We start from the raw sequence: 12900 nt of genomic DNA on the forward strand, positions 1-12900 counted from the left end.
AACGCTTGCCCGCCAATCTTCGCTGGTTCTGGGCCCAGATCAATTCCAATTACTGGTTCTGGCCAGCATTGTTCTCGCTGGTAGGGATCGTGCTCGCCTTCGGCCTTGTCTGGCTCGACCGCAATGGCGCTGCCGAATGGTTCAGCGGGATCGATTGGCTGGTGCCTGCTCGCCCCAAAGGCGCCTCGAACATGCTCACCGTGATCGCGGGATCGATGATCGCGGTCGCCTCAACCGTGTTCTCGATCACAATCGCTGCCGTGGCCTATGCGAGCGGTACTTACGGCCCACGACTGCTGACGAATTTCATGGAAGACAAGGGCAACCAGCTAAGTCTGGCGACATTCATCGGCACCTTCGTCTACGCCATTACCGTGCTGCGCGCCGTTCGCGCCGAGGACGAGGTTGCAGCCAACTTGAGAGATGCGGTGGAGAGCGGCCTCCCGGGATTCGTGCCGCAATTGTCGTTGCTTGTCGCCTATGGGCTGATGGTGCTGTCAGTCGCAGTCCTGGTATATTTCCTCAACCACGTACCTTCGAGCATCCGGATCAACTCGGTACTCAAGGGCATCGGCCGGCGCCTGCTCGACGATATCCGTGACAACTACCCTGTTGATCCGTCGGGAGCGGAGCTGCCCCAGGCGCCTGAAGGAACACCCATACCCACCGAGCGGACCGGGTATGTCCAGATCGTCGACTTCGACGCGTTGCGCGATATCGCGGAAGAGTTCGACATCAAGATCGCGCTCGAGGTCAGGACTGGCGACTTCGTCCACCCCGGAATGGCGTTGGTGCGCGTCACCGACGGTGATGCGGATGAAGCTTTGGCAGGCAGGATTGCTGAGGCGGTTTCGATCGGCTCGACCCGCACCCCGACACAAGACCCGCAGTTCCTCATCGATGAGCTGGTTGAGATTGGTCTGCGGGCCCTGAGCCCAGGTATCAACGACCCTTTCACCGCGATCACAGCAACGCATTGGCTTGGCGCTGCGATTGCCGAACTGGGTCGGCGCGACTTGCGCCGCCGGCAAGAAGATCATCCCGGGGATGAGAGCGTTTGGCCTCTGTCCGATACATTCGCCCATTTCGTCAACCGCGGATTCGGCGTGATGCGCAGCGCGGTGGCGACCAGCCTTCCCGCGACCTTGGTGACGTTCGACACGTTACGTGCGGCTGTGGCACCCATCGAAGATGAAGGCCGGATTGCGCTTTTGCGGGAGCAGGGCGAAAAGCTGATCAAGCAAGCGCGCTTGTCGCTTGGCGGCCCTGACCTCGACGAGACGGAAGCGCGCTACGCCTCATTCCTCAAGGCATTTCGCTAGCGGCGTCGCGGGGCGGCTGCGCGCGGTTCCGCAAGCTTTGCAATCAGCAGGGCCGCGGCCACCAGCCCCATGCCGAGGAAGTCCGCCGGGGCAAGCGTTTCGCGGAATGCCAGCCAGCCGACCAGCGCGGCAAGCGCGGGTTGGGTCAGCAGGGCGAGACCGATGATGAGCGGCGGGAAGTGTCGTAGCGAATAGACGATCAGCGCCTGGCCGACGAGTTGCCCGGTCGTAGCCATGGCGACAACGGGCAGCCAGCCCGCCGCACCGGGCAGGACCGGCTCCCCCGCAGCCAGTGCGATTGCGAGCAGCACAGGTGCACCGGCGATGCTAACCAGTGACAGGACGGTCCACTGCCCAAGTCCTTGTCGCGCCCTCTGCGCGGGAATCAGGTAGAGCACGTAGAATGCCCCGGCCGTGAGACACAGCAGGTCCCCCACCAGCGTCTCAGGCGAAATCTCGAAGCTGCGACCCAGCAGGATCGCGCCTCCGGCAAGCGCAGCAACAATCGCCGCCGCCTCATTTGCGTGGGGCGCCCGCCGCAATTGGAAAAGGCCCCAGATCATCAGGAACAGGCTGCCGGAATTGGCCAAAAGAACCGAGTTCCCGAGCCGCGTCAGGTGGATTCCGATGTGCCAGGCGACGAGATCAAGCGCAAAGGCGATCCCGGCAAAGGCGATCCACATTGCACGCCTGCGATCGAGGCGCTGCCCGCTCGACTCACGCCGCGCCAGCAACAGCAGGATCGGCAGCGGCAGCAGCAGGCGCCAGAAGCCCAGCGATACCGGGCCGGTGTCGGCCAGTCGCACGAACCACGGCCCGATCGCCAATGCGGCGTTGCCACCCAGCAGCGCGGCAAAGTGCCATGCGCCGGGCTGAAAGTCATTCTTGTCCATCGCCCCGGTTGCGCTGCCCATGACAGGCACCTAGCTCAATGCACCAGACGCGCCAGCAAAAAGGATTTGCCCGCATGTACGACCCACTATTCGAGCCTTTGAAAATGGGTGCCCTCGAGGCGAAGAACCGGATCTTCATGGCTCCGCTCACGCGCGGCCGTTCGGACCAGCCCGGTTCGATCCCCAACGAGATGATGGCCACATACTACCGCCAACGCGCCAGTGCCGGGCTGATCATCTCCGAGGCGACCGGCATCAGCGTAGAAGGTTCGGGTTGGCCAGCGGCCCCGGGCATCTGGAGCGAGGAGCAGGTTGAAGGGTGGAAGCTGACTACCGACGCAGTCCATGCCGAAGGCGGGCTGATCGTCATGCAGCTCTGGCACATGGGCCGTCTCGTCCATCCGATCTTTCTGGGTGGACAGCCGCCCGTTTCCGCCAGCGCGACCACTGCTCCGGACCATGCGCATACCCCTGAAGGGCGTAAGCCCTACGAACAGGCTCGCGAGCTGTCGGTCGAGGAAATCGCCCGCGTGGTCGAAGACTATCGCCACGCCGCAGAGAACGCGAAGAAGGCAGGCTTCGATGGCGTGCAATTGCACGGCGCCAACGGCTACCTCGTCGACCAGTTCCTTCGCGACAAGACCAACTTGCGCACCGACGAATACGGCGGCTCGCCCGAGAACCGCACGCGTTTCCTGCGCGAGGTGCTCACTGCGCTGGTCGACGTCTGGGGCGCGGATCGGGTCGGCGTGCGCCTGTCGCCCAACGGTGAGACACAGGGCTGCGACGACAGCGACCCAGCGGCGACTTTCGGCGCGGCGACTCGCGTGGTCGAAGACCTTGGCATCGCCTTCCTCGAACTACGCGAACCGGGACCGGAAGGGACCTTCGGCCGCACCGATGTACCCAAGCAGAGCCCGATGATCCGCAGCATCTATTCGGGCGCGCTGGTGCTGAACAGCGATTACACTCCGGAAAGTGCGGTCGCCGATATCGAGGCGGGGCGGGCTGACGCAGTGAGCTGGGGCCGCGACTTCATCTCGAATCCCGACCTGCCCGAACGCTTCGCCAAGGGCGCACCCATTGCGCCGAACCTTGGCGTACCGCACACTTGGTACGGCAAGGGACCCGAAGGCTATATCGATTACCCGAGCTTCGAAGAGGTCGAGGCTGTCGCCTAATTCTCTGAAGGTTCTTCGGCGGGAGCGGCCTCGGTCGCTTCCGCCGGTTCCGAAACGACATCTTCCACAGCTTCATCCGACGTTTCGGCATCGCTGCTGGCGGCCGGCCTGGGCTCGATCTTCAGCGGTGGCGATTTCGATTCAAGCGTATCGAGCGGGATCATCGCATCACTGATCGACCCGCCCAAGACCTCGCCACGCGCCTTGCGCTGGTCATCCTCACCCGAAGCGGGCGCCGATTGATCCCCACAGGCAGACAGCAACAATGCCAGCATGGCAGCGGTCAGGCAGGGTCGGATCATGGTAGCGCGCAGACCTTTCCGTTGAGGGCGGCGAGGAAATCGCCAAAGCGCGCCTGCAATGCCTCATCGAAGGCCTTCGGCGCAAGGTCGATCCCCAATCGCGCAAGACTGGTGACCCCGAATTCCTCGATCCCGCAGGGCACGATCCCCGTGAAATGGCTGAGATCGGGTGCCAGATTGACCGAAAAGCCGTGCATCGTGACCCAGCGCCGGACCCGTACGCCGATCGCCCCAATCTTGGCTTCACCTCCGTCGATGTCGCGGGTCCAGATCCCGATGCGACCTTCGGAGCGCCAGCATTCGACGCCAATATCCCCCAGCGTGGCAATGACCCAGCCTTCGAGAGAATGGACGAAGCAGCGTACATCCCGGCCACGCTCCTTGAGGTCGAGCAGGACGTAGCCCACCCGTTGGCCCGGTCCATGATAGGTATATCGCCCGCCGCGCCCGGCCTCGACTACTTCGAATCGCGGGTCGAGCAGTTCCGCCCCGTCAGCACTGGTCCCGGCGGTGTAGACCGGCGGGTGCTCGAGCAGCCACACCATTTCAGGAGCTACGCCTTCGGATATCGCGCGGTTACGCTCTTCCATCGCGGCGAGCGCATCGCGATAGCCAATCTGGCCGGCCTCGGCACGCCATTCGATGGTTTCGGGGGGCGGAATGGACATCGGCGATTGCGTGGCGACTGCCGCCCCGCTTATCAAGGGGCAAGGAAGGTGCAGGCATGAAATTTGATCTCGATACGGCGTGGCGGGAAACCACGCGACTTGCCAGCGACAACGCCGGGCTGCTTTCGGCCATCGCAGGGATCTTCGTCTTCTTGCCCTACGCCACGCTGCTGCTGGTGCTACCGTCAATCGCGACGTTGCCCGAACTGCCCAAGGGCGCGAGCTTCGAAACCGCGATGAAAGCGATTGAGGCCTTTTACGCTGAAACCTGGTGGGCCTTTGTCGCGGCCGGGATCATCGTCACAATCGGCCTCCTGTCGATGGTGGCACTGCTGGGCCGGCGCGAACGACCAACCGTTGGCGAGGCCATCGGGATCGGGCTCAAATCCATTATTCCAGCCTGGTTGACCTTGTTCCTGCAGAACATGGCGATCAATATCGTGGCCTTGCTTATTATCGCGATCGCCAGTGCCACCGGCCTTGCTGCATTGATCTTTGTCGCGAGTGTCGGGGCGATAGCCGTAGCATTCTATCTCGCCACCCGCCTCTCGCTGGCCACGCCGATCATTGCTGTCGATGGTGAACTCAATCCGTTTCGTGTGATCGCGGCATCCTGGGCGCTGACGCGAGGATACGGCAGCCGCCTGTTGCTGTTCTATGTCCTGCTGGCGCTCGCAGGTTTCGTGGTCATTGCTGTGGTGATGCTGGTAACCGGCGTCATCCTCGCACTGGGCGGGCCGGCTTTCGAGGAAGCGGGCGGAGCCCTGGTATCGGCTGCGGTCATCACCGGGGCGATGCTGCTGGTCTCCGCCGTCATGGCGGCCGTTCACCGCCAGCTGCGTCGATTGGAACAGGGCGGCGCGAGCGTTCCTCGCGCCGGTGGCTCCTAGGACGTCGGTTCCTTCCAGCCCCAGAACAGCTGGCAGGGCAGGACGTTGAGCAGTTCGAAGCCGCTATCAATCCGCTCGAAATGCTTGGCCATGAAATCGCGGGCCTTGGCCGAGAACTGGTAGACCAGGAATGCGCCACCGGGCCTGATGATGCGGTGGGTGGCAGCGGCAATCGCCGGGCCCACACCCTGTGGCAGGGTGGAGAATGGGAGGCCGGACAGCACGTAGTCGGCATGATCCTTGCCGTGGGCGCGGACGATTTCCTCGACATCGGCGGCCGAACCGTGAACGGCGTGAAACCGGCTGTCGGTAAAATGCTTACGCAGATACTCGATATAAAGCGGGTTGGTATCGATCACGATCAGCATACCATCACGCCGCATGCGATCGAGCACCGGCTGGCAGAAGGTGCCAACGCCGGGACCGTATTCGACAAAAACTTCGCAAGTCGACCAGTCGACCGGTGCAAGCATCTTATCAATTGTGAAGCGGGACGACGGAATGATCGACCCGACCATGCGCGGCTCTTCCAGAAAGCCGCGGAAAAACACGCCCCATTGACCAAAAAAACGCGCGGCTTTCTGCCTGAAGTTTCGGCGTTCGATTACGCCGACACCTTGTTCGAAAGACAAATTGACCCCCCATAACGACCCAAGCGTGATCGCCCGCGGTGTGACAGGCGAGCGATGCCATTGCAAGCGCGCAGCGGCGAGCGTAGCGAATCTCGCGATGGCTGACCTCGAACCTTCCGCTCCCCTTTCCGCACAAATGCCAGCGCCGCCTACTGCGCCGGCAAAGCCGATCTCGCGCGAACGCATGGTTCTGCTTTTCGCCGTAATGCTGACCACCGCGGCGGGAAACACCGCGATGCAATCGGTCATGCCTTCTATCGGCACGGCCCTGAAGATCGACGACGTTTGGATCAGCCTTGCCTATTCATGGTCGGCCTTGCTGTGGGTGATCTGCGCGCCGATCTGGGCCGAGCGGTCGGATCGTCGCGGACGCAAGGCAATGATGGCGCTCGGCCTGGTTGGCTTCATCGTCAGCTTCTCGCTGTGCGGGCTGATGCTCTGGTTTGGCCTGTCGGGCTATCTCACTGCATTTTGGGCACTGATCCTGTTTGCGGCCTCGCGCAGCCTCTACGGCGGGTTCGGGAGTGCAGCGCCGCCAGCGGTCCAGGCCTATGTCGCCAGCCGGACGCCACGTTCGGAACGCACGCAGGCACTCTCGCTCATTGCCTCCAGTTTCGGACTGGGCACCGTGATCGGCCCCGCCCTCGCCCCACTCATGGTCCTGCCTGGAGTCGGGCTGACCGGCCCGTTCCTGATTTTCGCGCTGATCGGCATCATCACGCTTATTGCACTGCGACTGCGCCTGCCCAACGACGAGCCCCAATTTCCGGCCAAGGGCAAGGCCTACGACCCGTCCTATTCTGGTAGCCCGACGGCCGATCTGTCCGGCCAGTCAGCCGAGGATGAGGGTGACGAAGACCAAGTCGAGCCGCGCAAGCTGCGCTGGTTCGAACCGCGTTTGCGGCCATGGGTCGTCGTCGGATTGCTGGGCGGGCACGCGCAGGCAATGATTCTGGGTATCGCGGGCTTCCTGGTGCTCGACCGACTTGGGTTGCGAGCTACCCCGTCGGAGGGGACAGGTCCTGTCGGGCTGGTCCTGATGGCGGGTGCGATCGCCACGCTGCTGGCGCAATGGGGCCTGATCCCGCGGTTCGACCTTGGTCCGCGCTCGGCAACGCTGTCGGGGATCGCGGTTGCGGCAATCGGCGTCGCCATGCTTTCGGTGGCGGACGATATCCACCTCATCGCACTCAGCTTCGCAATCGCCTCGCTCGGTTTCGGCCTGTTCCGTCCCGGGTCAACCTCGGGCACGTCGCTCGCGGTGACGCGCGCGGAGCAAGGCCAGGCTTCGGGCATCACGGCGTCGGTCGCCGGAGCGAGCTATATCTACGCCCCGGCGCTGGGCGTTTGGCTCTACGGCCATTCCGACTGGTACGGCTTTGGCCTCATCATCGCGCTATGCGCCATCGTCTTCCTCTACGGGTGGCGCACCCTGCAGGCCGACAGCCAGTTGGTGCGCGACCGGCGCTAGAATGCCGGGCGTGACGGCAGGAACCGACCCATCGCGACCACATAGCGATCGCGAAGCTAGCCTTAGAGGATTTCGAGTACCCGGTCCTGTGGACGGCAAAGGCGCACGCCTTTCTCCGTTTCCACCAGCGGACGTTCGATCAGAATCGGGTCCGTCGCCATCGCGGCAAGTACGGTCTCCGCATCGGCATCGGGCAACCCGCGCTCCTCGGCATCCGTCCCGCGTTTGCGCAGCGCATCGTTCGGCGTGAGTCCGGCATCGCGGTAGAGCTGCGCCAGCTTTTCGGCTGTCGGTGGATCCTTGAGATACTCGATCACGGTCACCTCGACCTGTGAAAGGTTCTCGAGAATCGCCAGCGTCTTGCGCGAAGTGCCGCAGTTCGGGTTGTGCCAGATGGTCGCCTTCATCGGGGGAACTCTCCTTGTATCGACCGCGGACTAAGCGACTGGCGCGATCAGTGGAAGCGGCTCATCCAAATTTTTCTTCGAAGAATGTCGGATTTGGGCTTGAATGTGCGAATGGTTCGCAATAGCAGCCTCCGTGCAGTTGATAATCATTCGCAATAGAAAGTCATTCATGTTCACCACCAGCCTTCGCACCACCCTTCTCATGGGCGCCGCCTGCATGACACTGACCAGTCCGGCTTCGGCGGAAAGCGATCAGCCTGACCGCGACTATCTGCCTAGCGATATTGTGGTGACCGGTGTGCGCAATGGCTATGGCAATGAGGACGGCTCGACTGCCACCAAGACGCCGACTCCGCTGATCGATGTCCCGCAATCGGTTACCGCCATCACTCGCGATCAACTCGACGACCAGAATGTAACCGCCCTCAACGAGGCGCTGCGCTTCGTTCCAGGCGTCTCGATCGAAACCGGCGAAGGACATCGTGACGAGGTTTTCATCCGTGGCCAGCGGACGACAGCCGACTTCTATCTCGACGGTCTTCGCGATGACGCCCAGTACTATCGCCCGCTCTACAATGTTGAGCGTGTCGAAGTGCTCAAGGGCGCAAACGCACTGATCTTTGGCCGGGGTGCAGGTGGTGGCGCGATCAATCGCGTCAGCAAGGTGGCCCAGCTTGGCAAACTACTGCTCGCAGGCTCGGCAAGCGTCGACACCTACGGCGCCTTCAGTCTGGCAGGCGATGTCTCCGCTCCGGCTGGCAATCAGGTGGCGCTGCGCCTCAATGCAACCTACGAAGAATTCAAGAACCACCGGGACGCCTACGAAGGCCGCTTCATCGGGGTCAGCCCAACCGCAACGTTCGGACTCGGTGAAGCCACCGAACTCGTACTTAGCTACACTTATGACGACGACGAGCGCGTGACCGATCGCGGCATTCCTTCCTATCGCGCTGCGGGTGAAGCCGTGGGTGGGCCGCTCCGCGGCGTGTACAATACCTTCTTCGGCGATCGCGACTTCAACTTCAGCGAAGTGGAGACACATATTCTACGCAGCCGCCTGACCCACGAGTTCGCCGGCGGCCTCTCAGCCAATGCAACCCTACAATATGCCAACTACGACAAGTATTACGCCAACATCGTCCCGGGAGCGGCGAGTGACAGCGACAGTGACGGATTGGCCGACCGGGTCAGCCTGTCAGGCTATGACAGCGGCACAGCACGCGAGAACCTGATCGGCCAAGCCAATCTGGTGTGGCAAGGCAGCACTGGGACCATCGGCCATACGCTGCTGCTCGGCATTGAAGCCATCCGGCAAGATACCGATGCGGTGCGCAACCAGGCGCGGTTCGGGGGTGCGACGTCGGTTACCGTGCCAATCGCAGAGCGAATTGCCGTTCCGGCGTTCACGTTGGTTCCGCAACGCGCCTCAACCTCCGAACTGTCGACACTCTCGTTCTACATCCAGGACCAGATCGACCTCACCGACTGGCTGCAGGTTATCATCGGGGCGCGCTATGACGAATTCGATCTCGACAGCAACGACATTGCCGGCGGCTTCATCGCCTCGCGCAAGGACGATAAGGTAAGCCCGCGCTTCGGCCTGGTGGTGAAGCCGCAGGAAAACCTGTCCCTTTATGCCAGCTATTCGGAGAGCTTCCTGCCCGCCTCCGGCGATCAGTTCACCGTACTCAACGCGACCAGCGCAATCATCGATCCCGAGGAATTCGAGACACTTGAGGCGGGTATCAAATACGCACCCCGCAACGACCTGCTGCTTACGGCCGCAGTGTTTCGGCTCGAACGGTCAAATACGCCAGTAACCGATCCGACAACCCTGCTGACAGTGTTGACCGGCAAGAGCCGCGTTCAGGGCTTCGAAGCCGGCCTGGCGGGATCGCTGACCGACCGACTGCATGTGAACCTGGGCTACACCTATCTCGACGGAAAAGTGATCGAGGGCAGCAACACCATCGCGCTGGGTCAGGAACTGCAGCAACTGCCGCAGCACCAGATTGGCGCATGGGCGCGCTATGATTTTACCGATGCGTTCGGCGCCGGCGTCGGCCTGGTGCACCAGTCGAGCCAATTCGCAAGCGTCAGCAACCTGGTCGAACTGCCGTCATACACCCGCGTCGACGCGGCGGCTTATTACACGCTAAACGACCGCGTCAGCCTGCAGCTCAACGTCGAGAACCTGTTCGACGAAGACTATTACGCAAGCGCGCATGGCGACAACAACATCCAGCCGGGCAAGCCGTTGACGGCCAAGTTCGGTGTGCGCTTCGCGCTCTAATTATCGGGATTGCCGGGGGCGCTGATGGCGGGAACTTCCCGCGCGGCGTCCTCGGCACTGATGCCGGGTGACGGGGCAGCGCTGATCCGTTCGCGCCGCCGCTTCACCCGCCCCGCCCGTTCAACAGCGCGAACCAGCCTAGGATAGACCCCGCAGCGGCACAGGTTGGGGATAGCTGCCTTGATCTCGGCCTCACTCGGCGCCGGGTTCTTGTCCAGCAGCGCGGCCGCCGCCATCACGATCCCCGGCGTGCAGAACCCGCACTGGATCGCCTGTTCGGCCACCATCGCCTGTTGCACCGGATGCGAGCGATCGCGGCTCAACCCCTCGATCGTGGTGATATACCGACCCTCGGCCTCGGCGATGGTGATCAGGCAGCTACGCAGCGCCTCGCCATCGACGTGAACCATGCAGGCGCCACAATCCCCCTCGCCACAACCGTATTTGGTGCCTGTCAGGTTTGCCGCATCGCGCAAGGCCCACAGCAGCGGGGTGTCGGGATCCATCCGAAAGCGGACGGGCCGCCCGTTTACGGTCATGCTGGTCATGCAGCGGGCCTATCCCGGGCGGATCAGTATTTCCAGCTGTCGTCGATCTTCGAAACGCGGCGCTTCCACGCTTCGAAGTCGAAAATGCCCGCACCACCTTGCGAAGCCATCACCGAAAGATCGCGCTGGTGCACGTCCACCACCTCTTTCGAGATGATATTGGCTTCGCCCTGCGACAGCGTGGCAACCTGAATTTCGCAGGCACGTTGCAGGGCCCACATCTTCACAAACATGCCGGGAATGGTGCGATCCATGACCACCGGGCCGTGGTTGCGCAGCATCAGGATCGAATGATCGCCAAGATTTTCGACCAGCCGTTCGCCTTCTTCCGGGCGCACAGTCACGCCTTCGAAATCGTGGTAGCCGATCTGGCCCTGGAAATTGCAGGCATAGAAATTGGTCGGCAGCAGTCCGCCCTTGTGGCTGCACACCGCCATCGTCGCGGTGGTGTGCACGTGGCAGATGGCGTTCGCCTTCGCCCCCAGGTGCTTGTGAAAATAGGCGTGCTGGGTGAAGCCGGCCTTGTTGACCATGTATTGCGAAGGACCGACGTTGTTGCCCTCTACGTCGATCTTGACGAGGTTCGAGGCGGTCACTTCGTCATAGAGCAGGCCGAACGGGTTGATCAGGAAGGTATCATCCTCGCCCGGCACCGCGACCGAAATGTGGTTGTAGATGCTCTCACCCCAGCCAAGGTGATCGAAGATGCGATAGCACGCCGCGAGATCCTGACGCGCCTGCCATTCGGCGTCGCTGCATTCAAAATCGCGGGCTTTGATCTGGGTGGCCACGGTCGCTCTCCTCGAAGGTTTTGTTTCAAGACCCGTATCGCACGCGGCTGGCAGTATAGGCAAGCAACGAGAGCCAACTCGGCTCTAGGCAAGCCCGGTCCGGCCCGCTAGGCGCAGCGCGAATGAGTGAGACGGCCAGACTTTCCCGGGGTAGCATTCGTGGCCATCTCGTAACCCAAACGGTTCCGATGATGATCGGCGTGGCCGCATCCTCATCCGTTGGCCTGATCGATGCCTATTTCATCGGTCGACTCGGCCCAAGTGAACTCGCCGCGGTCAGCTTCATCTTCCCAATCACTATCGCCATCCTGAGCCTTGGCGTTGGCGTCATGGTCGGGATCAACTCGGTTATCGCCCGCGCGCTGGGCGAAGGCGACCGCGACCGGGCCGAGCGGCGCGCCAACTTCGGCGCCATCTTCGCACTGGCAATCGGTCTTGTCTTCGGCGTGTCGCTGCACTTGCTACTCGAACCGCTGTTCCGGTTGATGCAGGCGCCAGCCAGCCTGCTGCCGCTGATCCGTGACTACATGGAACCCTTCGCACTCGGCATGCCGCTGCTTCTCCTGCAGATGGCGATGACCGGCATTCTGCGCGGCCAGGGAGAGGCGCGCTATACGAGCTACATTTCGCTGACTTATGCGATCGCCAACTGGATCCTCGACCCACTGTTGATCACCGGCGTCGGTGCCTATGAAGGATTTGGTGTCGCGGGCGCAGCCTATGCCACGCTGGCGGGTTGGGCGCTGGGCATCGCGGTGGCACTGGTCCTTGTTCGCCGTACCTTGCTGCAGATTCATCCGACCTTGGTGCTCAAGTGCCGGATGCGGGAATCGGCGGCGGCAATCATGCGAGTCGCCGGACCGGCAGCTTTCTCCAATGCGATCAACCCCATCGGCTTGTCAGTGCTGACCGCTTTGCTTGCCAGCCAGGGCGAAGCGGCGGTTGCAGGATTCGGCGCTGCAGGACGCCTGCAAAGCTTCGCCGTGGTTCCCCTGCTGGCCCTGTCGGGATCGATCGGGTCGATCGTCGGGCAGAACTGGGGCGCCAACCAGCCCGACCGTGCGCGCCTGGCCATGCTCGAGGCGGCGCTCTTCTGCATCGTCTACGGTCTTGCCGTCGCGGTCTTGCTCTTTGCCTTTGGCGACTGGTTCGCTGATTTTTTCACCGATGATTCGGCTGTCATCGAACAGTTCTCCTCCTACCTTGCGATTTCGGTCTGGGGTTACGCTGGATTTGGCGTGCTGATCGTCGCCAACGGGGCGCTGAATGCCGTCGACCAGGCACGCTATGCCTTGCTGCAAAGTTTCGCTCGCGTGTTTCTGGTCATGTTGCCGATGGGCTGGTTGTTGCGGCCATTCTGGGGTGCACAGGCCATTTACGCAGCTGAGCTTGCAGCCAACCTGATCGGCGGCGGATTGGCCGCATTTGTCGCCTGGCTCGTCCTTCAAGCACCGTCGCGAAAGGACGTCGTTCCACGAACCAATCGTTAACCATCTTACTGC

The 12900-nt window shown here is 62.4% G+C and carries 13 protein-coding genes; 6 read left to right on the top strand and 7 right to left on the bottom strand.

Annotated elements, in window-relative coordinates; translation table 11 throughout:
* Positions 1–5: 5 nt before the first annotated feature.
* Positions 6–1322, top strand: a complete 1317-nt coding sequence (locus tag HQR01_RS12170; RefSeq protein ID WP_173215119.1) for a DUF2254 domain-containing protein — start codon at positions 6–8, stop codon at positions 1320–1322.
* Here HQR01_RS12170 and HQR01_RS12175 read toward each other — a convergent pair.
* Positions 1319–2236 (bottom strand): DMT family transporter, encoded by a 918-nt coding sequence (locus tag HQR01_RS12175; protein ID WP_173215120.1) that lies wholly within the window; start codon positions 2234–2236, stop codon positions 1319–1321. The genes HQR01_RS12170 and HQR01_RS12175 overlap by 4 nt on opposite strands.
* A 53-nt stretch (positions 2237–2289) precedes the next feature.
* Here HQR01_RS12175 and HQR01_RS12180 point away from each other — a divergent pair, with 53 nt between their 5' ends.
* Positions 2290–3396 (top strand): alkene reductase, encoded by a 1107-nt coding sequence (locus tag HQR01_RS12180; protein ID WP_173215121.1) that lies wholly within the window; start codon positions 2290–2292, stop codon positions 3394–3396.
* Here HQR01_RS12180 and HQR01_RS12185 read toward each other — a convergent pair.
* The gene (locus HQR01_RS12185; RefSeq protein WP_173211769.1) at positions 3393–3698 is read right to left on the bottom strand and encodes a hypothetical protein; all 306 of its coding nucleotides are present in this window, start codon (positions 3696–3698) and stop codon (positions 3393–3395) included. The genes HQR01_RS12180 and HQR01_RS12185 overlap by 4 nt on opposite strands.
* Entirely contained in the window at positions 3695–4366 is a 672-nt protein-coding gene (gene lipB, locus HQR01_RS12190) for a lipoyl(octanoyl) transferase LipB (protein ID WP_173215122.1), read from the bottom strand. Before lipB ends, HQR01_RS12185 begins: the two co-directional genes overlap by 4 nt.
* A gap of 56 nt (positions 4367–4422) precedes the next feature.
* Between lipB and HQR01_RS12195 the strand changes: the two genes are divergently transcribed.
* Positions 4423–5256, top strand: coding sequence for a glycerophosphoryl diester phosphodiesterase membrane domain-containing protein (locus tag HQR01_RS12195; RefSeq protein WP_173215123.1), 834 nt, complete (start codon positions 4423–4425; stop codon positions 5254–5256).
* Here HQR01_RS12195 and HQR01_RS12200 read toward each other — a convergent pair.
* Positions 5253–5861, bottom strand: a complete 609-nt coding sequence (locus HQR01_RS12200) for a class I SAM-dependent methyltransferase (protein WP_234030319.1) — start codon at positions 5859–5861, stop codon at positions 5253–5255. The genes HQR01_RS12195 and HQR01_RS12200 overlap by 4 nt on opposite strands.
* A gap of 124 nt (positions 5862–5985) precedes the next feature.
* Here HQR01_RS12200 and HQR01_RS12205 point away from each other — a divergent pair, with 124 nt between their 5' ends.
* Positions 5986–7359, top strand: a complete 1374-nt coding sequence (locus HQR01_RS12205; RefSeq protein WP_173215125.1) for an MFS transporter — start codon at positions 5986–5988, stop codon at positions 7357–7359.
* A gap of 62 nt (positions 7360–7421) precedes the next feature.
* Here the strand turns inward: HQR01_RS12205 and HQR01_RS12210 are convergent, their stop codons facing one another.
* Positions 7422–7766 (bottom strand): arsenate reductase family protein, encoded by a 345-nt coding sequence (locus HQR01_RS12210; RefSeq protein WP_173215126.1) that lies wholly within the window; start codon positions 7764–7766, stop codon positions 7422–7424.
* Between the two features lie 169 nt (positions 7767–7935).
* Here HQR01_RS12210 and HQR01_RS12215 point away from each other — a divergent pair, with 169 nt between their 5' ends.
* Entirely contained in the window at positions 7936–10059 is a 2124-nt protein-coding gene (locus tag HQR01_RS12215; RefSeq protein WP_173215127.1) for a TonB-dependent receptor, read from the top strand.
* Here the strand turns inward: HQR01_RS12215 and HQR01_RS12220 are convergent.
* Positions 10056–10607: a (2Fe-2S)-binding protein gene (locus HQR01_RS12220; protein WP_173215128.1), complete on the bottom strand. Its 552-nt coding sequence runs from the start codon at positions 10605–10607 to the stop codon at positions 10056–10058. The genes HQR01_RS12215 and HQR01_RS12220 overlap by 4 nt on opposite strands.
* Positions 10608–10630: 23 nt before the next feature.
* Positions 10631–11398 carry a class II aldolase/adducin family protein gene (locus tag HQR01_RS12225; RefSeq protein WP_173215129.1) on the bottom strand — a complete coding sequence of 256 codons (768 nt, stop codon included), beginning with the start codon at positions 11396–11398 and terminating at the stop codon, positions 10631–10633.
* A gap of 122 nt (positions 11399–11520) precedes the next feature.
* On the opposite strand from HQR01_RS12225, the gene HQR01_RS12230 reads away from it, so the two are divergent.
* Positions 11521–12888, top strand: coding sequence for an MATE family efflux transporter (locus tag HQR01_RS12230; RefSeq protein WP_173215130.1), 1368 nt, complete (start codon positions 11521–11523; stop codon positions 12886–12888).
* Positions 12889–12900 lie beyond the last annotated feature (12 nt).

The organism is Erythrobacter mangrovi, from assembly GCF_013260645.1.
In the GTDB taxonomy this organism is placed as follows: domain Bacteria; phylum Pseudomonadota; class Alphaproteobacteria; order Sphingomonadales; family Sphingomonadaceae; genus Qipengyuania; species Qipengyuania mangrovi.

Bases quoted from the DNA above. Each gene is read 5' to 3' on its own strand.
- HQR01_RS12195 (WP_173215123.1), top strand. From the start codon at position 4,423: ATGAAATTTGATCTCGATACGGCGTGGCGGGAAACCACGCGACTTGCC.
- HQR01_RS12230 (WP_173215130.1), top strand. From the start codon at position 11,521: ATGAGTGAGACGGCCAGACTTTCCCGGGGTAGCATTCGTGGCCATCTC.
- HQR01_RS12185 (WP_173211769.1), bottom strand. From the start codon at position 3,698: ATGATCCGACCCTGCCTGACCGCTGCCATGCTGGCATTGTTGCTGTCT.
- HQR01_RS12175 (WP_173215120.1), bottom strand. From the start codon at position 2,236: ATGGGCAGCGCAACCGGGGCGATGGACAAGAATGACTTTCAGCCCGGC.
- HQR01_RS12205 (WP_173215125.1), top strand. From the start codon at position 5,986: ATGGCTGACCTCGAACCTTCCGCTCCCCTTTCCGCACAAATGCCAGCG.
- HQR01_RS12220 (WP_173215128.1), bottom strand. From the start codon at position 10,607: ATGACCAGCATGACCGTAAACGGGCGGCCCGTCCGCTTTCGGATGGAT.
- HQR01_RS12180 (WP_173215121.1), top strand. From the start codon at position 2,290: ATGTACGACCCACTATTCGAGCCTTTGAAAATGGGTGCCCTCGAGGCG.
- HQR01_RS12215 (WP_173215127.1), top strand. From the start codon at position 7,936: ATGTTCACCACCAGCCTTCGCACCACCCTTCTCATGGGCGCCGCCTGC.
- lipB (WP_173215122.1), bottom strand. From the start codon at position 4,366: ATGTCCATTCCGCCCCCCGAAACCATCGAATGGCGTGCCGAGGCCGGC.
- HQR01_RS12210 (WP_173215126.1), bottom strand. From the start codon at position 7,766: ATGAAGGCGACCATCTGGCACAACCCGAACTGCGGCACTTCGCGCAAG.